Origin of the sequence: Brachyspira pilosicoli (assembly GCF_036997485.1) — a bacterium.
GTDB lineage: Bacteria > Spirochaetota > Brachyspiria > Brachyspirales > Brachyspiraceae > Brachyspira > Brachyspira pilosicoli_C.
Genome location: NZ_JAWLPU010000001.1, coordinates 106,734 through 126,605, shown reverse-complemented (window position 1 = coordinate 126,605; position 19,872 = coordinate 106,734). Strand labels below are relative to the sequence as shown.

At 29.4% G+C, this 19,872-nt stretch carries 16 protein-coding genes; 10 read left to right on the top strand and 6 right to left on the bottom strand.

Annotation, left to right across the window (positions count from 1 at the left end; all coding sequences use genetic code 11):
* The first annotated feature begins 1 nt into the window (after position 1).
* Positions 2-1,225, top strand: a complete 1,224-nt coding sequence (locus tag R4I97_RS00550) for a DUF6175 family protein (protein WP_335783216.1) — start codon at positions 2-4, stop codon at positions 1,223-1,225.
* Positions 1,226-1,270: 45 nt separating this feature from the next.
* Positions 1,271-1,813, top strand: coding sequence for an epoxyqueuosine reductase QueH (locus tag R4I97_RS00545; RefSeq protein WP_335783215.1), 543 nt, complete (start codon positions 1,271-1,273; stop codon positions 1,811-1,813).
* A 333-nt stretch (positions 1,814-2,146) separates the two neighbouring features.
* Here R4I97_RS00545 and R4I97_RS00540 read toward each other — a convergent pair whose 3' ends face one another.
* A complete protein-coding gene (locus R4I97_RS00540) occupies positions 2,147-3,841 on the bottom strand; it encodes a DNA adenine methylase (RefSeq protein ID WP_335783214.1) in 1,695 nt (564 codons plus the stop codon).
* A gap of 226 nt (positions 3,842-4,067) precedes the next feature.
* On the bottom strand, positions 4,068-6,236 hold the full coding sequence (locus R4I97_RS00535) for a glucose PTS transporter subunit IIA (RefSeq protein WP_335783213.1): 2,169 nt from the start codon (positions 6,234-6,236) through the stop codon (positions 4,068-4,070).
* 221 nt (positions 6,237-6,457) lie between these two features.
* On the opposite strand from R4I97_RS00535, the gene R4I97_RS00530 reads away from it, so the two are divergent.
* A complete protein-coding gene (locus R4I97_RS00530; RefSeq protein ID WP_335783212.1) occupies positions 6,458-7,156 on the top strand; it encodes a tetratricopeptide repeat protein in 699 nt (232 codons plus the stop codon).
* 28 nt (positions 7,157-7,184) lie between these two features.
* Positions 7,185-8,882, top strand: coding sequence for a DNA repair helicase XPB (locus tag R4I97_RS00525; protein WP_335783211.1), 1,698 nt, complete (start codon positions 7,185-7,187; stop codon positions 8,880-8,882).
* A 334-nt stretch (positions 8,883-9,216) separates the two neighbouring features.
* On the opposite strand, the gene R4I97_RS00520 is transcribed toward R4I97_RS00525, so the two are convergent.
* The 4 genes from R4I97_RS00520 to R4I97_RS00505 all read right to left on the bottom strand — a co-directional run bounded on the left by R4I97_RS00520 (position 9,217) and on the right by R4I97_RS00505 (position 13,261).
* Positions 9,217-10,485: a hypothetical protein gene (locus R4I97_RS00520; RefSeq protein ID WP_335783210.1), complete on the bottom strand. Its 1,269-nt coding sequence runs from the start codon at positions 10,483-10,485 to the stop codon at positions 9,217-9,219.
* A gap of 16 nt (positions 10,486-10,501) precedes the next feature.
* A complete protein-coding gene (locus R4I97_RS00515; protein WP_335783209.1) occupies positions 10,502-11,776 on the bottom strand; it encodes a glycosyltransferase family 39 protein in 1,275 nt (424 codons plus the stop codon).
* Positions 11,770-12,609, bottom strand: a complete 840-nt coding sequence (locus R4I97_RS00510) for a glycosyltransferase (RefSeq protein WP_335783208.1) — start codon at positions 12,607-12,609, stop codon at positions 11,770-11,772. Before R4I97_RS00510 ends, R4I97_RS00515 begins: the two co-directional genes overlap by 7 nt.
* A 94-nt stretch (positions 12,610-12,703) precedes the next feature.
* Positions 12,704-13,261: a hypothetical protein gene (locus R4I97_RS00505; RefSeq protein ID WP_335783207.1), complete on the bottom strand. Its 558-nt coding sequence runs from the start codon at positions 13,259-13,261 to the stop codon at positions 12,704-12,706.
* Between the two features lie 205 nt (positions 13,262-13,466).
* Between R4I97_RS00505 and R4I97_RS00500 the strand changes: the two genes are divergently transcribed.
* The 6 genes from R4I97_RS00500 (at position 13,467) to floA (ending at position 19,694) form a co-directional block, all read left to right on the top strand.
* A complete protein-coding gene (locus R4I97_RS00500; protein WP_335783206.1) occupies positions 13,467-15,206 on the top strand; it encodes a SpoIVB peptidase S55 domain-containing protein in 1,740 nt (579 codons plus the stop codon).
* Positions 15,193-17,244: a sugar-binding protein gene (locus tag R4I97_RS00495; RefSeq protein WP_335783205.1), complete on the top strand. Its 2,052-nt coding sequence runs from the start codon at positions 15,193-15,195 to the stop codon at positions 17,242-17,244. The genes R4I97_RS00500 and R4I97_RS00495 overlap by 14 nt, the downstream gene beginning before the upstream one ends.
* Before the next feature lie 16 nt (positions 17,245-17,260).
* Complete coding sequence (locus R4I97_RS00490) at positions 17,261-17,542, top strand: hypothetical protein (RefSeq protein ID WP_335783204.1); 282 nt, start codon at positions 17,261-17,263, stop codon at positions 17,540-17,542.
* Between the two features lie 3 nt (positions 17,543-17,545).
* Positions 17,546-17,866 carry a hypothetical protein gene (locus R4I97_RS00485; RefSeq protein ID WP_335783203.1) on the top strand — a complete coding sequence of 107 codons (321 nt, stop codon included), beginning with the start codon at positions 17,546-17,548 and terminating at the stop codon, positions 17,864-17,866.
* Between the two features lie 77 nt (positions 17,867-17,943).
* Entirely contained in the window at positions 17,944-18,648 is a 705-nt protein-coding gene (gene pyrH / locus R4I97_RS00480) for a UMP kinase (protein WP_335783202.1), read from the top strand.
* A gap of 35 nt (positions 18,649-18,683) precedes the next feature.
* A complete protein-coding gene (gene floA / locus R4I97_RS00475) occupies positions 18,684-19,694 on the top strand; it encodes a flotillin-like protein FloA (RefSeq protein WP_335762599.1) in 1,011 nt (336 codons plus the stop codon).
* The last annotated feature ends 178 nt before the right edge of the window (positions 19,695-19,872 follow it).

Sequence of the window (19,872 nt, the reverse complement as noted above, 5' to 3'; positions counted from 1 at the left end):
TATGAAGAAATTATATAAATTATTTTTAGCAATGTTTTTAATGTTGTTTTTTATCTCATGTGCAACCACTTCAAAGAGTACGCAAAGCGGAGTTCTTATAGGAGAGGATACTGGTGAGATAGGTGTTATTAATAATTGGAAGAACCCAGATTTTAAAGGCGGCAAAACTACAAAGATAGTAGCAGAAGGTTTTGCTTCTTCTGATAACAGAGGCGAGGCTAATGCTATAGATAGGGCTTTAGAAAGTGCTAAAAGAAATGCTGTTGAACAAGCTGTTGGTTCTATAGTTAATGGTACTACTTTAGTTGAAAATAATAAACTCATAAGCTCTAAAATATATGATAACACCACTGGATATATTTCTTCTTATAAAGTACTTTCTATTACAAAAAGCTCATCTGTATGGTATGCAAAAATTGAGGCGGTTGTTGGAGTTGATATGCTTCAGGATAATTTGCAGGCTATGGGTATATTGTTGGATAGGAAGAATATGCCTTTAATAGTTGTGCTTGTTACTGATGATAATGGCGAATTAAGCGATGCATTTAATGTAGAACTTGAAAAAAATATGAGTGATAAGGGTTTTAAATTTGTAAGTGCAAGTTCTTTAAGAAATGTTGTAAGAAGTGAGAATATTAGCTATTCTGACAATTCATCTTCTACTGTAAAAAAAATAGCAGAAGCTACAGGTGCTCAAATTGCTATACTTGGCAAGGCTGATGCTGCATATTTTACCACTATACAGGGGACTGCTTTAAAAAGCTATAGAAGTGATGTTGCCATTACTGCTGTGAATGTATCTGATTATAGTACTATAGCTCGTGCTACTCATCAGGCTGGAGGGGTAGGCGGAAGCGAAAAAGATGCTCATTCTATTGCTTTGGTAAAATCAGCTGATTCTATTTCTGAAGATTTTATTAATCAAATAGTAAATAAGTGGCAGAGTGAAGTTCAAAATGGTACTGAATATACTATATATGTTACAGGGCTTGATTTTAATGATTCTATAGGTTTTGAAGAAGCTCTTAAGAAAAATATAGAAAATCTTAAAAGTGTTTATAATAGAGGAATAAGCGGAGATTCATCAAGATATGTTGTGCAGTATGTTGGAAGCAGCAGAGATTTAGCCGTTGATATTAATGCTAAGGCAAAGAATATGGGCTATCAAATAATTATAAACAGTTTTGATGACAAGACCATTAATTTAAAAGCCAACAAGAGATAAAAGTGTTATAGAGAGATAGTAATAAATAATTGGTGCAATTAAAAAATGAAAGATAAATTAGTTGTTCATACATGCTGTGCTGTTTGTATGTGTTATCCTAGGACTTTACTTGAAGATTATGATACGGTTTTTTATTTTTATAACCCTAATATTTATCCTATAGAAGAGTATAACAGACGAAGAGATGAGTTTATAAAATTTACTAAGGATAATAATATAGAGATACATATAGAAGAAAATGAGAAGTATGTAAAAGATTGGTATAATGATATAAAGGGTTTTGAGAATGAACCTGAAAAGGGTGCGAGATGCAATATTTGTTTTAAGCATAGAATAGCTAAGGCTTTTGAATATGCCGATAGTATTAATGCAAAATATGTTACTACTGTTATGAGTGTGAGCCCTCATAAAGACAGCAAGGCTATAGAGATGATAGGAAACAGCATTGCTTCTAAATATGATAATATAGAATATTTGCATATAGATTTCAAGAAAAAAGACGGCTTTAAAAAGACTAATATAATAGCTAATGAGGCAGGACTTTATAGACAGCATTACTGCGGATGCGAGTTTAGCATAAGGAATTAAAACTATAGTTTTATTAATAGTATTCTTTTTATAACTATTTGAGAAAATTATTTATAAAAGTATTTTAATTGTGGTGGCTTTGCCCCCTGCGAAGCGTGCCCATAGGGTACACACCCCCAGTTCTTTTATTGGTATAAAAGAACCAAAAGAACTGCATTTCTAGCTTAAAAAGAGGTATTGCCTTATATTTTATTCATATTCCAAACATATAAAAAAGCACTTGTATTTTTTGCAACTTTTTGCTACGGGAAAAAGTTGAAAAAACTTCTATAAAAAATATAGTTGTTTATATATAGTATTGATATAAAATAATCAAAAGAACCATAATATTTACTATAGTTTTACTAATATATTATTTTTATTTTCTTCTGATATCTCTGAATGTGATATATTATAAACTATTCTCTTTTTTATTTTGTCTATATATATTATATCATCAAGTTTATAGTAGGATATGATGTTTAATATTTCATTTGTAATATCAACTATATATTCATTAGACCTTTTTGAACATAGCCTTGTATATATTGTTAGTATATGGTTTGAAAAATATTTTATTAGTTTTTTATCGTTTATTAGTATTGCATTTTTTAAGTGTGATAAATATATTTTTAAAGCTTCTATATTATTTTCTTTTATATGCTTATTTAAAAACTCTGAAAACAATTTTATATATTCAAGTGATTTATTTTTTAATGTTTGGCATATTTCTTCTTGATTTATTATATGTGTTGTATATTCTAATTTTAATATAATATTTCCTTCTTTTTTATTTTCAAACACTAAATTATCTTTTATGGTATCTACAGGGTTATTTAATTTTAATCTTATATTTTCAATGTATTTGATATTATTATTATTTTTAGTGTTTACATTATTTTTTTTAGTGTTAACTATAAATAAATATTCTACATTTTTAGTTTTATTTATTACAGAACGTTTTGCTCCTCTATATTTTGTATATTCTGAAGTTACTATTTTTAATTTTCCCTTGCTTTCTAATATTGAAATTAAATCATCATAGTCTATTATACCGTCTGTAGAATAACTCAATACTATATGACTTGCATTTATATTATCTATTAGATTTTTAAATGCATCTTTTGCTGTTTTTTTATAGCAGTAATCAGATTTTGTTTTAACCCAATCTTTTCTTATACCGCCTTTATCTGTTTTTTTGCCGTTTATATATATTTCTCTATTTATTGCAGGTTTGTCCCATAATGCTATTGTGTTTAATAAATGATAATTACTTCCATATTGATGCTGATTGTAAGGCGGGTCTAAATAAACTAAATCAAAATGCTTATCTTTATTTTTTAATACATATTCATTTGCATCAAGCATACTTACTTCGCCTTTAATTCCGTCGTATAGAGAAAGCTCTTTTAATGATATTGGTGAAAGTATTCTTTGTAAAGCATCTTTGTTTCTTCCTCCAAAACCGCAGTGAAAAGCTTTGAATACGCCTGATGTGTTTGTGTGTGTTGCTCCTTCATATATTATAGAGGCTAATAGATAATAATATTCTTTTTTATTTATTGCTTTGTTTTTGTAAAGTTCTTCTATGTTATGTCTTATTATATCTATTCTTGTGGCATTGTATTGAGTGTAGAATAATCTTTCGTTTTTTAAATCTGGATTATTGTCATCTAAAGGAGCATAATATTTTGAAATGTATCTGTCTTTATTGTTAATAGTTTCTATGTTATTTATTATGTTAATAGTATTTTCAACGCCTCCTGTATGCTTAAACATATTATTTACATCTTTTTCGTTTATGCATATATGTGCGTAGTTTAATATATATGAATAATACTCCCAATCATTTGAATATACTTTAAGATTAAGAGTTTTTAAAAGTCTTGACACGCTTCCGCTTCCAGCAAACAAATCTAATGCAGTTTTTATATTTTTATCTTCTTCTAAAATATTTAAAAATGCATTTTCTATAAAGGGCAGAAGTCTTCTTTTATTACCGATATAGGCTATCAGGTTATTTTTAAGGTAGTTATCTTTAGTTATCATAATTATATTAACATAATTATATTAACATAATATATATAAATAATCAATAACTATTTTTTGTTTTGCTTATAAATATTAGATGATGCTTTGTTTTTGAAAAAGTTTTCTATTTTAAAAAATATGTTTATTTAGTTAAATGACTAATTTAATTTTTTGGCAAGAGTAATTTTAAAAAAGGAGCTTAAAAAATTAAGCCCCTTTATAATTATTTTTTATTAGTTATCTATTATTTATTAACATCAATGAGTTTGTCTAAAGCATTTACACTACCACTTGATGTTGGCTCTATATTAGCATAATCATCAGAGTTAGTAATAATTACAGGAGTAACTGTAGGGTATCCTGCAGATTTTATTCCCTCAATGTTAAACTCTAATAATAAATCGCCTTTTTTAATCTTCTGACCATCTTCAATATGTGAAGTAAAATGCTCACCATTGAGTTTAACAGTATCCATACCTATGTGGATTAACAACTCAACGCCTTTATCAGAAGTAAGACCAATAGCATGTTTTGTAGGGAAAGCAGTTTCTATTATTCCGTCAAAAGGAGCATATACTTTGCCTTCAGCTGGGTCAATAGCAATACCTTTGCCCATAGCACCAGAAGAAAATGCTTCATCTTTAACATCTTCAAGTTTAACAATACTTCCTTTAATAGGAGCATAAACAGTATCAACAAGTTCATTACTGTTAGAAGCTGCAGATTCTTGCTTTTGAGGTTCATCTGCATTGTTTTTATTAGAAGATACAGCAGCATTATTTTCGTTATTCTCATTGTCGCTTATAGGGTCATTCAAATATTCTTCAAGTCTTGATTTTATTACTGTAACTTTAGGTCCGTATATAACTTGTATACCATTACCTTTTTTAATGATTCCAGCAGCACCGCTAGCTTTTAATGTAGCATCAACAACTTTTGAAGGGTCAAACACTGTTACACGAAGTCTTGTAGCACAGCAATCAACATCGCTAATGTTTTTCTTACCGCCAAGTCCAGCAGTTATTAAAGGAGCTTCTTCGTATTGGAATAGAGGGTTGGTATCAACTTTCTCTCCGCTTGCAGCAGCCTTAGCAGCAACAACATCTGCTCTTCTATAAAGTTTAGGCTCTTCACTGTCTGGCTCTCTTCCAGGTGTTTTCCAGTCAAATTTCTTAATCAAAGCAGAGAATAAGAAATAATAAATAAAGAAATAAACAGCACCAACTACTACAATCCAAACCCAATTAGTTTTAGCATTACCTTGTATTACACCAAATAAAAGCAAGTCAATTAAACCGCCTGAGAATGTCATACCAACTGTAACATGAAGTATATGCATAAGCATAAAAGATATACCAGCAAGTACACAGTGTATAGCATAGAATATTGGAGCTACAAAAAGGAATGTAAACTCTATAGGTTCAGTAATACCTGTAATCATAGCAGTTAAAGCAGCAGAGAAAAGCAAAGCACCTACAACTTGTTTCTTTTCAACTCTTGAAGTTTTATACATTGCTAAAGCTGCACCTGGTAAACCAAATATCATGAATGGGAATTTACCAGTCATAAAACGAGTAGCTTCAACACTGAATGCAGTTGTAGTAGGAGAGCCTAATTGAGCAAAGAATATGTTTTGCGCGCCTTCTACTAAATTGCCGTCTATTACCATAGTTCCGCCGAGTGAAGTTTGCCATAAAGGTGTATAGAATACATGGTGAAGACCGAAAGGTATTAATGCTCTTTCTATGATACCATAGAATAAAGTACCAATATAACCAGAACCAGCTATTAAATCGCCGAGTTTATTCATTACAACCTGTATAGGAGGCCATACAAAATACATTAATATACCTACTACCAAAAAAGTAATAGCAGATATTATAGGCACAAATCTTGTACCGCCGAAGAATGATAATACTTGAGGAAGCTCTATAGTATAGAATTTGTTATGCAAAGCAGCTACTCCAAGTCCCACTATTATACCGCCGAATACACCCATTTGAAGTGATAATATACCAACAACATTAGTAGTAGAACCAGCCAATAATTTATCAGCTCCGCCCATAACTGTTATCATCTTACCAATAGAAGCATGCATTACAAAAAATGCTATGGCTCCAGATAAAGCAGCAACCTCTTTTTCTTTCTTTGCCATACCAATAGCTACACTCATAGCAAATATAATAGGCAAGTTTCCAAATATAATATTACCAGCCTCGCTTAATACTGATAATATATCATAAGCAATAGTACCCGGTCCTAAAATTCCCATGAGATTATAGGTTTCAAGCATAGTAGTGTTTGTAAGAGAACTACCTATACCCAAAAAGAGCCCTGCCACAGGAAGCACAGCTATAGGAAGCATAAATGACCTTCCTACTCTTTGCAATACTCCAAAAAGTTTATCCTTCATATATAAAACTCCAATTTTTTTGATATAATATAATATTATCAATATTTTTTTATATGTCAAATGCTATTTTGTTTTAACGATACTATTATCACAAAAAAGGTCAAATATCACTAAAATACATTCTAATAACTATAATAAATATTGAAAATAAATGCTTGATTTTTTCGCTTTTACTATTATAATTAAATACTAAAAATAATTAAACTAATTAAGAGGATATTATGTCTGAAAATACTACTACTAATAAACTTCAAAAAAATGCGGAATTAATATTTACTTATGTGTATAACAATAAAATAATATTCATATCTGGTTTTATATTGATAATAGCAATTATAGCTGGTATTTTAATTTATAATATGAATATAGAAAATGCAGATAAAGAAACAGCAGCAAATTTTGAAGAGGCTTTGGCATTATACGGCATGTATCAAACAGCAAATATTCCTCAAGAACAATTAAATAACCCCGCTTTAATAGTAGATATTACTACAAGAGTTCAAAAAACTTATAACGATGCTAAAGGTAAGACTCTAAAACTTAGAGCAGCTTTCACTTTGGGTGGGCTTTATTTTGATGTTGCTAATTATAACGAAGCTAAAAAATATTATCAGGAAGTAGCAAACCATAGAGGTTTTTACTTGCAGCCGGCAGCTTCATACAATTTAGCTAATGTATTAATAGAGCAAACTAATTATGCAGAGGCTGCAACTGTTTTAGAAAACTTTACTAAAGCATATCCTAAAAATTATTTAACTCCTCAAGCAACTTTAACATTATCTGATGTATATAGAAAACAAAATGATAAAACTAAAGCTATTAATGTATTAAGAACTTGGGTAAACAACAATACTAATAATACAGAATATTTTAATATATTTAATGAAACTATCACTCTTATAGAAAATAATATATATTAATTTTTTATTAATTTTTAAGGAAAAAACATTGAATAATAATGCTCCTATCATAGTTCAGGGCGATGGTACTATTTTATTAGATGTAAGTACAGAGCATTTTGAAGAAATAAGAAATTTTTTGCTTGTATTTGCAGAGCTTGTAAAGAGTCCTGAATATATTCATACATATAGAATTACATTAGTATCATTATGGAATGCTGCTAGTTTGAATTACACTGCCGAGTCTATAATAGATTTTTTAAAGAAATATTCTTCTTATGATATACCAAAAAACATTGTAAAACAAATAGAAAGTAGCATATCAAAATATGGAAGAATAAAGATTATTAAAGAAGATGATGATAAATATTATCTTGTAAGCGATGATGAAAGCATTATAGAAGAAGTACTGCATTATAAAGCAATGGTAAAATATATTAAAAGAGAAGTTAATGACAATAAAATAGAGATAGACCCAATTTACAGAGGTCATATAAAATTAGCTCTTATAAATATAGGCTATCCTGTAGAAGATTTAGCGGGTTATAAAACAGGTGAAGAGTATCATTTTAATTTACGTAATAAGCTTTTATCTAATGGCGAAGATTTTTCTTTGAGAGAGTATCAATTAAATGCGATAGAAGCTTTTTATGCAAATGGAAGGCCTGAGGGCGGAGCTGGTGTTATAGCTTTGCCTTGCGGTACTGGTAAGACTGTTGTCGGAATAGCTGCTATGAGTAAGATGCAGACAAAAACTCTTATAATAGTTACAGGAGTTACAGCTTGCAGACAGTGGAGAGATGAGATATTAGATAAAACAGATATACCAAAAGAAGATATAGGCGAATATAATGGACTTAACAAAGAAATAAAACCTATAACAATAGCTACATACAAAATACTTACATATAGAAAAGACAAAGAATCTCCTTTTGTGCATTTTGAATTATTTTTCAAGCATAATTGGGGGCTTATAATATATGATGAGGTTCATTTGCTTCCTGCTCCTATAATAAAGCTTACTAGTGAGATTCAGAGTATGAGAAGGCTTGGACTTACTGCTACATTGGTGCGTGAAGATGGTCTTGAAAAAGATGTATTTTGTTTAATTGGACCAAAGAAATTTGATATGCCTTGGAGAGAACTTGAAGAGAAGAAGTTTATTGCTGAGGCTTATTGTTATGATTTGCGAATACCTCTTGATAATACTCAAAGGGCAGATTATGTTGTGTCAAGCGATAAAGTAAAGTTTAGGATTGCAAGCGAAAATATACTTAAATATGAAATAGTAAAAAAAATCATTAAAAAACTTGAAGGAAAAAATATACTTATTATAGGACAATATTTAGACCAACTTAATGAGATGAAAAGACAAACTGGATATACTATTATTACAGGTAAGACCCCTCAGGCTGAAAGAGATGAAATTTATAAGAAGTTTAAATCAGGTGAGATAAAAATACTTATAGTGAGTAAAGTGGCTAATTTGGCAGTTGATTTGCCTGATGCCAATGTGTTAATACAAATATCTGGTACTTTTGGCTCAAGGCAAGAAGAAGCTCAAAGGTTAGGACGTGTTCTTCGTCCGAAAAAAGGTGAAAATAAAAGCTATTTCTTTTCGGTTATCACAAGCGACACAAAAGAAGAAGATTTTTCTCATAAGAGACAATTATTTCTTACAGAGCAGGGGTATCATTATGAACTTTTGGATATGGCTTCTTTTGAAGAGCTTACTTTTTCAAAATAAATTTGTTATATAAAAAAGTTCTTATTTTAAATAAAAAAACACTCTATAGAGAACCTATAGAGTGAAAGTAATGGGTTTGTATATATATCTTAAGAGTGCAACAAATGACTTTTGTGCTATTAATATAAACATATTATAATAAAAATAGTAAAATATTATAAAAAAATCCTATAAAAAATTGGGGCTTGCGATTTTTCACAAGCCCTTCATAATAGTGTTAGGAGTCTGATAATAATGAATAATTACTTATCTTTTAGTTATACTTATATAACCCAACAATTTGCTTTAGGTAAAAAGTTATGTGTTATTAGTATTTTTATAATAATATATACTATTAATAATTATATATAACTATTGCTATAATGTTTAATATTGCATATAAGCAAAAATAATTAACATATTTAGGTTTTGTATATGTAATATTTTCTATAAAATAAATAAAAGGAATAAAACCTAATGTGAAAGATGAATAGAAATAATGAGGTCTTCCGCCTCCAGCTATGCCTCCAATCATATAAAATACTATCGTAGATAATATATATACAATATAGAAAAATAATAAATCTTTTAATGCATTAGTTTCTTTTATATCATTTGTTATCATTTTTTTAGTGAAAAAATGTTTATAGCTATAAATTAATATAAATAATGCTATTAAAATAGATAATATATAGAATATAAATGTAAAAATATATAATGGATTAGTTCCAAAATAAGAATTTATAATGTCTTTTATTCCATTTACATATTTATATCCAGCTTCATTTGTAGTAAATAGAAATACAGAATATATTTGAGGGGGCTGTATTACATAATGAGTATCAAGTTCAGCTTTTCTATATAGTATTTTTGATAAACTTTCAAAATTATTTTGGAATTGATATATTAAATATGGCAAATATGTTAGAAAAGATATAAATACTCCAATTGATAATGGTACTATATTTTTTTTAGTTTCTTTATTCCATCTAATGATTAAAAATACTATTAGAGATGGTATTATAGAAAAGAAATTAGAAAAGTGGCATTGTGCTGATAATGCCAATATAGGAAATAATAAAACAGCATATATGAATTTTTTATCGTTATATAAATATTCATAAAGTATAGGTATAAAAATAAAAGATAGTATTAAAGGATTATGCGGATTATATATATTATTTCCTGCTTGTAAAAAATACACATTAACAGACATTAATGCTAATATTATAAAAGAAGTTGTGATATTAAATCTTCTATAAAGCCAGACAAAAAATATAATGCTTACGAGTATTGAAGTAATTAAATTAACAAGTCTTGCTCCTTCATAAGTTTGTCCTCCGATTAAATATTTAAGCATATATGTTAAATAAAAATATCCTCCCGGAACTCTTGCTTCATCTTCACTATCATAGGTATCAGGAGTGTTAAGAAAAACACCTTCTATAGGAAATCTTTTTTCTGCAATATGTTTTTTTAGCTGATAAAATTGATATTGTTCATCTAATCTTGGAGGCTCTCCTAAAATAGTGTTATTATATATATGAAATCTTAAAAATATTCCTGTTATAATTACTACTGCAGAAAGAATTATTAATAATTTTTTATTGTTTAAGTTTAACATTTTTTTATCCATAAATTTATATTTTGTATATAACTATAGCTATTATATTTAAAAAAGCATATAGCGTTATATAATTAATGTATTTTGATTTGATATAATTTATATTTTCTATAAAGTATAGTATAGGTACGAATCCCAAAGTAAATGATGAATAAAAATAATGAGGTCTTCCTCCTCCGGCAATACTAGCTATCATATAAAATACTATAGTAGATAATATATATACAATATAGAAAAATAATAAATCTTTTAATGCATTTGTTTTTTTATTATCATCTGTAACCATTTTTTTAGTAAAGAAATGTTTATAAGCATAAATCAAAGCAGTTAATGCAAATACGAATGATAATATGTAAAATATAAAAGTAAAAACATATAAAGGATTGCTTCCAAAATATGCATTTATTATATCTTTTATTCCATTAGTATATTTACCTCCAGATTCATTAGTTGTGAATAGAAGTATAGAATAAATTTGTGGGGGCTGTATAGAGTATATATTATCTAAATATGATTTAGTATTTAATATTTTTTTTATACTTATGAATTCATTTTGGAATTGATATATTAAATATGGCAGATATGTTAGAAAAGATATAAATACTCCAATTGATAATGGTACTATATTTTTTTTAGTTTCTTTATTCCATCTAATGATTAAAAATACTATTAGAGATGGTATTATAGAAAAGAAATTAGAAAAGTGGCATTGTGCTGATAATGCTAATATAGGAAATAATAAAACAGCATATATGAATTTTTTATCATTATATAAATACTCATAGAGTACCGGCAAAAATATAAATGATAATATAAGAGGATTATTAGGGTTATATACTTCATTTCCTGTATACAAAAAATATACATTCACTGACATTAGAGCTATCATTACAGCAAATGTTTGAAATGAGAATCTCTTATAAAGCCAAATAAAAAATATAACACTTACTAACATAGAAGTGATTAAATTAACAAACCTTGCTCCCTCATAACTACTTCCCCCTAAAAAATATTTAACCATATATGCTATATGGAAATATCCTCCCGGTACTCTTGAAACTTCTTCTGAATAATAATTTGCATTTGGCGGACTAATTAAAAATGCTCCCTCTATAGGAAACTGTTTTTCATTAATATATTTTTGTAAATGGTAAAATTGATATTCATAATCTAAACTAGGCGGATATCCAATTATAGATTTATTATATATATATAATCTTAAAAATATTCCAATGATGATTGCTATTACAGAGAGTATTATTAATAATTTTTTATTATTTACGTTTAACATCTTTTATCCTTATAAACATTTTCTTTTTTTGATATATTGAATTTTGATAATATATAAACTATTCCAATTAGAAATCTCAAAAAATACATAGATATTGTATAAATAGGGTGAAGCAGCAATTTTTTCCATTTGCCTTTTTCTATGTATACTCCTATATAACGATAAAATAATCCAAACTGTTTTTTGGTTGTTTCATCATGTCCCCATTTATTAAAGTAATTGTTAAAATTTGAGGCATAGTAGCTTTTTTTTACTATATATTGTTTAAGAGTATTAGTTTCATGATGATATAGCGGAGATTTTATTATATCAACATCTCCTATTTGTTTTATACGCCTGTCAATATCCCAATCTTCAGTACCGTTTAAATTTGAATCGAAGCCTCCTATTTTTATAAAAGCCTCTCTTCTAAAAAAACGAACAGCATCTATTACAGTGGCATCATAAAAAGAGCGTTCAAAACTTCTTACTCTATTAAAAAAACTGCTTCCATATATTTTTTCTGGTATATACAAAGCTTGAATATTTTTGTTGCTATTAAAAACTTCTAAGCATTCTGATATAACATTTTCTGACAAAGTCATATCAACATCTAAAAAGCCTATTATTTCTCCAGACGACATTTCAGCCCCATAGTTTCTTTGAGCAGAGCGTTCAGGACCTTTAATAAAAGTTTTTGCTCCTAATCCTTTTGCTATTTCTACTGTTTTGTCGGTTGAATTATTGTCTACTAATATTATTTCTGTGTCTTTATAATTAGAGTTCTTTACAGCATTTATGCAATCTGCAATAAAGTTTTCAGAGTTTCTTGTTGTGATGATTATGCTTACCATTTGTATTTCCAGAAAATATTTTTTTAATTGTATACAAAAAAATAACAAGAGTTATTAATAAAATCTCTTGTTATTTAATTTCAAAAAAATAAAATTAATTATTCTTAGCTCTCCAAGTTTCTTTTTCAAACTCGCCTTTTATAGGTATTAAAGATTCATCTAAATCTATTTCAAGTGTAGAGTTAAAAATATTATAAGCTATCATCCAAGCAACAAATCCAACTATAACAACTATTTCTTGGTCGTTGAAATATTTTTTTAATTTAGCCATAAACTCATCAGTAACACCATTAGGGTCTTTTACCATTTGCTTTCCTAATTCTGATAATAACTCTTCTTTTTCAGTAAGTTTAAGATTTTTAGGGTCGTCTCCTATAGCTTTCAAATCTCTTATAAAAAATAATGAACATAATATACATCCATTAGTAGTAGAAACTGAATGTGATAATATCATAGCAGCTCTCTCTCCTACAACTTCAACAAGTCTGTCATAAGAAGTATACCAACCCATCATAGTATCATAAGTAACATAATCATTAAGAAGTGCTTTTTTCATATTTGTAATGCTTCCGCTTTTTTTAATATGATAATCAAAAGCTTCTTTTACTTTGCCTTGTGCTTCTTCATATTCTACAAATTTTACTCTTGCCATAATTTTACTCCTAATATATAAAGTAAAAAATTATTTACTATATATAATATAATTTTTTAATGCTATAATGATAAACAACATTTATAACTAAGTCAAGCAGTTTTATTATGTTTAAAAGTGTTTGTATAAAATAAAAAACTATTATATAATTTTTTATTATTATGTAAAATATAGGTTATTATTATTTATAAAATTCAAATTAGATATGGGCATTATGAGAAAAATAGCATTTATAATTTTTATACTATCAGTTAATTTATTATTCGCACAAGAAGAGCTCCCACCTATGCCTCCGGATAATCCAGAGGTGATACCTATGAGTGAAATAAAAGAGGGTATGGAAGGAGTGGGCTATACTGTAATACATGGTACAAATGTGGAGCCATTTAAAGTAAAAGTAATATCTGTATTAAGAAAAATGTGGAATGGAAGCGACGCTATACTTATACAGTTAGAGGGGCTTAATTTAGAGCATTCCGGAACTGTTGCAGGAATGAGCGGTTCTCCTATATATTTTGACGGTAAAATAGCAGGTGCTTTGGCTTTTGGTTGGAATTATTCTAAAGACCCTATTGCGGGTGTTACTCCTATAGAAGAGATGTATAAATTATATAATGACACTAATATGAGACCTACAGGATTAAAGGCTGGAAATGCTTTACAGACTCCTTTAATGTTTTCTGGGTTTAATGCTAATTCTTTTAATGAATATTCTTCAAAGTTTAAAGAGATGGGTTTTTACCCTATGCAAGCTGGAGGAACTGTATCTGACACTAATCAAAGCAGTAAGTTTTTGTTTGGGGATTCTGTTGCTATAGTTTTGGTTGATGGGGATTTATCTATAGCTGGAGTTGGTACTGTTTCGCATACTGATGATGAGAAGTTTTTGCTTTTTGGGCACTCTATGTGGGGCAAAGGGCATTTGAGAGCTCCTGTTTCAAGGGCTTATATTAATCATATAGTGGCTTCTGTTGCTTCTTCTTTTAAGATAGGTGCTGCTTATTCTAATTATTTGGGTTATACTGTTTATGACGGCACTTTTGGGGTGTCTGGAGTATATGGTGAGGTGCCTGAAGATACTATGATACCTGTTAGTCTTAAAGTTGAAGACCAGAATTTCTTAAACAGAGATTTTAATTTAAGAGTATTAAATGACCCTACATATTTCTCAGACCTTCTTTCTATGGCTATATATGAGGCTATTAGTTCTACTGCAGGAAGCGAAGAGGAAGGGGTGTTTAGCATAAGCTATGAGATTGAAACTGATTATTTTGATGAGCCTTATAAAATAGAAGAGAGAATACTTTCTTATTCTTCAAAAGATGCTTTTAGAGAGGCTATTAATCAGCTTGTAGCTCCTATAGATTTCTTTATATACAATAACTTTAATAGGGTAGCTATAAAATCTATCAAATTATCTGTAAAAAGAAGCAATTTGGAATATGGTTTTATTAATGATATTACATTATTAGAGCCTAGAGCTGTTGCAGGGGAGACTATACATTTAAGAGTTGGTGTTACTCCTTACGGCAAAGAAAAAACTTATGTAGATATACCTGTAAAATTGCCTGTTAATCTTAATACAGATGTTTATTCTATATATGCTGCCAATGAATATATATATGCTTATGCACAAAAATTGTTTATGCCTAATAAATATAAAATTAGAAGTTTAGATGATGTGATGAAATATTATAGCAAGTCTTATGATGATAAGGCATTAAAGGTTTGGCTGTATTCATCATCGAGGGGAGTTCAGATAGGGGAATATTCTTATCCAACTCTTCCTATGTCTAAATATGGTGTAATGGCAAAAGACGCTACGTCAGACAAGGCGGCTGTTATTACTGATATAAATGGAAATTATAATATGCCATATTCTATACTTGGTTTAATGAAAATAGATATAATAATTGAAGGGGCTAAAAAATATGAAAATCGCTAAGATAATTTTTATACTGCAAACTATACTAATATTATCATCTTCTAATGTTTTTGCTGTTGTAACAAGAAATTATGCCAGCACAAAAAAGGGGTTTTATGATAATGGACTTTATAATGGAATAATGCTTACAGAGCAGGGTTCTTTGAGTTTAGCTCCTCTAATAGAAAAAGAAAGTTCTATAGACGGCAAATATATATGGAAAATCTATCCTGCTAAAGACGGCAGTATGTATGCTGCTATAAGCGGAAGTGGTGCTGAACTATATAAAAAAAATGCTAATGAAACTAATTTCAGCCTTTTTGTAAAATCTGATAATGACAATGCTTTTACTGCTGTAATTAGTGATGATGCTGGTAATGTTTATGCGGCAGTTGGACCTTATGCAAAAATTATGAAATACGACAGTAACGGAAAAGAGATTTGGGCTAAAGATGTTGATGATACTTATATATGGGACATGAAATTTGATGCTAACGGCAATTTATATTTAGCAGCAGGCGGAAACAATGCAAGAGTGTTAAAAGTATCTGTTAATGATGGAAAGATTACTGAAATATTAAAAACAGAAGAACAGCATGCTATGTCATTATATTATGATAAAAATCAAAATAAATTATATGTAGGAACTGCTGGAAGGGGACTTGTATTATATATTGATTTATCTACAAATGTTGAAAACCCTTCATATAATGTGCTTTATGATACAGCACAAAATGAAGTATATGCCATCACTATGGATAATATAGGCAATTTATATTTTGGTACAGCTACAAGAGAGCCGTCATATTTAATACTTCCTTCTATAATAGACAGCGGAAAAACAGTAGAAGACAGCGATAAAGAGTTTAGAAATTCTCTATATAAAGCAGATACAAACGGCACAGTTCAGAGACTTTTCTTCTTAAATCAAACATTAGTATTTGCTCTAAGCAGCGACAATAACAATAATATATATTTTGTTACAGGCGATTCTGCTGATGTTTATAGAATAAATGGAAATGACGGTCTATTATCATATATAGGCGGTTTAAGAAATAAAATATTATCAACTTTTGCTGCTACAGATAATGGACTTTATTTTGCTATATCAAAGACTGGTGAAATATACAAAATGGACAATAAATATCCAACAGAAGGCACTTTTACAAGCGATACTTTAGATTTGAGAGTACTTAGCAGATTTGGAAGTTTAAATGCTGTAACTACTATTCCAGACGGTTCTAGCATTACTATAGAGATGAGAAGCGGAAATGTTGCAAGAGTTGATGAGACTTGGAGCGAGTTTAAGCCTATAAAAGATAATGGCAAAATAGAAGCTCCTAACGGAAGATTTGTACAATACAAAGTTACAATGAAAACTACAAATCCAGAGATAAGCCCAATATTAAGCTCTATGGATTTTACTTATGTAGAGAACAATTTAGCTCCTGATGTTATTAATGGAGGTTTGGCTACATATTATAGACAGCAAAATGATTCTGATGAAATTAAAACTCCTCAATTAGAAGAAAATGAGGCTATGATATATTGGAAGGGGACTGACCCTAATGGAGACAAATTGACATATACTTTAGAATATAGATTAAAAGGTGAAAAAAATTATAAGCTTATTGCTGATAATATAGAAAATCAATATTATAAGTTTAAGTCTTATTTGCTTCCTTCTGGAATTTATGACTTTAGAATAACTGCGAGCGATAAATATGATAATCCGGCTGGAGATATTAAAACAAAATCTCTTGAGATATTTAATATAAAATATGATAATGAAGCTCCTGAATTGTTCGATTTTAAATCTGTTTCTGAAGGAAAGGTAAGAAAAATTACATTTAAATTATCTGACAAATTATCATTCTTGAAAACAGTAAGATATTCTGCTATTAGTAATGAGTGGTTATACATAGTTCCGGATGATGGTATATTGGATTCTATGAGTGAAAGTTTTACTATCATTATAGAGGATGAAAATATATCATCTATCACTATAGAGGCTATGGATGTTGAGGGTAATGTTAAGTATTATTCTTTCTTAATATAATAGGAGTATGTATATAATGGCAGTTAATTGTGTATGGTGCGGAAAGAAAATAGATGATGTTGCTGGGCAGGCTACAATGGATACTTGTGATGAGTGTGAGGATTTTTTTGAAGAGCATATTGATGATATAGCAAACTCATTAAATGAACTTCTTAAAAAAAATGAATCATCTTCCTCAAAGGCAGATGAAAAAAAGGCTTGGGTTAGTTATTCTCTCATCACGGCTATACATATGCTAAGCTCAAAGCCTTATATTGAGTTTAAGGATTCTAAATATAAAGATATTTTATCAGAATAATTTATGAGAGCAAAATTATTATTATTTATTTTTATATTATCAGTTTTTTTTATTTTATCTATGTCTAAAAACAGGCAGACTCTCTACTGTGAGAGATGCGGTTTAACTTTTAAAAATTTAAATGAACTATTGTCTCAAAGATGCGAAAAAGCTTTGGAAGGACCTTATTTAAATAGGCATAAGCTTTATGAAGGCGCAGAAAAAGAGATGTATACTTGTAAATATTGCGGCTATCAGTATAAAACGATAAGGCTTCTCACTTCATTAAAATGCACCAAACACCCAGATGGAGAATATAAGGGCGATCATGCTCCTGAATTATAATAACTTTTTTGCTTGATAATAGAAAAAAAATAAAGTATAATCATATAAATTTAAATACAAAAAGAGGAAATTGTATTATGAAACAAACTGTGCTTCTTAAAATATCAGGTGAAGCTTTGCTTGGCGAAAAGGACTATGGTATAGATAATAATGTTGTAGACAGAATAGCTATGGAGATGAAAGAGGCTGGAAACAATACTCAAATAGCTGTTGTTGTGGGAGGAGGCAACATATTTAGAGGGATGCAGCTTTCTAACAAAACAGGCATGGTGAGAGCTACTGCAGATTCTATGGGTATGCTTGCTACTATAATGAATGCCATTGCTTTGAAAGACAGATTTATGGCTGCTGGTACTCCTACACAGATACTTTCTGCTTTCAATATTGAAGGAATGATAGAGGGGTTTGAAAGAGATAAGGCTATTCGTATATTAGAAAGGGGCAATGTGCTTATAATAGCAGGAGGTACATCTAACCCTTACTTTACTACAGACAGCACTTCTATATTGAGAGCTTTAGAGATTGGTGCTTCTATTGTATTAAAGGGTACTAATGTTGATGGGGTTTATAATAAAGACCCTAAAACCAATAAAGATGCTGTTATGTATGATGATATTACTTTCAAAGAGGCTATTAATCAAAACTTACGCGTTATGGATATGACTGCTTTTGCTATGGCTAATGATAATAATATGCCTATTAGGGTGTTTAATATGAATAAGATGGGCAATATTACAAAGGCTATTAAAGGCGAAAATATAGGAACTTATGTTCATAATTAAAAAATAAAATTCAAAATAAAATTAAGGAGATTATGATGTTTGATTTATTTTGGGGGGCTGGAATAGCACCTATGTTTGTTGGAATAATAATTATAGTAATATTTTTAATTATTTTCTTTAGATTTTTCCCATTAGGTTTATGGATTACTGCTTTATTTTCTGGGGTGAGAATTAGCATCATTACTTTGCTTACTATGCGTTTGAGGAGAGTTAATCCTTCTTTGATAGTGTTAAATCAAATTAAGTTATGGAAGGCAGGATTAAAAATAAACAGCAATGAACTTGAGGCACATTATTTAGCTGGGGGTAATCCTACTGCTGTTGCTGATGCTTTGATTGCTGCTGATAAAGCTTCATTAGATTTAAGTTTTGAGAGAGCTGCTGCTATAGACTTAGCTGGAAGAGATTTAGTTGATGCTATAAGAACATCAGTTTCTCCAAGAGTTATTGCTACGCCATTAATTGCTGCTGTTGCTAAAGACGGTATACAGGTAAAAGCTACTGCGAGGGTTACTGTTAGAACAAACATTAACAGACTTGTTGGAGGTGCTGGAGAAGAGACTATTATTGCGAGAGTAGGCGAGGGTATTGTTACTACTATAGGCAGTGCTGCTACACATAAAGAGGTGTTAGAAAATCCTGATAGAATATCACAGGTCGTTTCTGCTAAGGGGCTTGATTCGGGCACTGCTTTTGAGATACTTTCTATAGATATTGCTGATGTGGATGTTGGAAGCAATATTGGTGCTGTTCTTCAAATTGACCAAGCTGAGGCAGATAAGAAAATTGCTCAGGCTAAGGCTGAAGAGAGACGCGTTATGGCTATTGCTCGTGAACAAGAGATGAAAGCTCAAGTTGAAGAGATGAAGGCTAAAGTTGTTGAGGCAGAAAGTCAGTTACCGCTTGCTATTGCTGAGGCTTTAAAAAATGGAAATATTGGAGTATTAGACTATTATAATATGAAAAACATTATGGCTGATACTGAAATGCGCTACAGTATATCTGGAATGGATACAACAAGCAAAAATAATTCTTCTAATAAATAAAATAATAATATATAAATAATTGGCAGGCTATTTAGTCTGCCTTTTTTATATTTTTTAATATATACCTAAACAACTATATTGTGTGATAGAAGTTATTTTTTTTTTTTTCAACTTTTTTCTGCCGTTTATGCTTTGTCTACTTCATTAAAGTTTTTATCCTTCTGGTAAGTTTCATAGG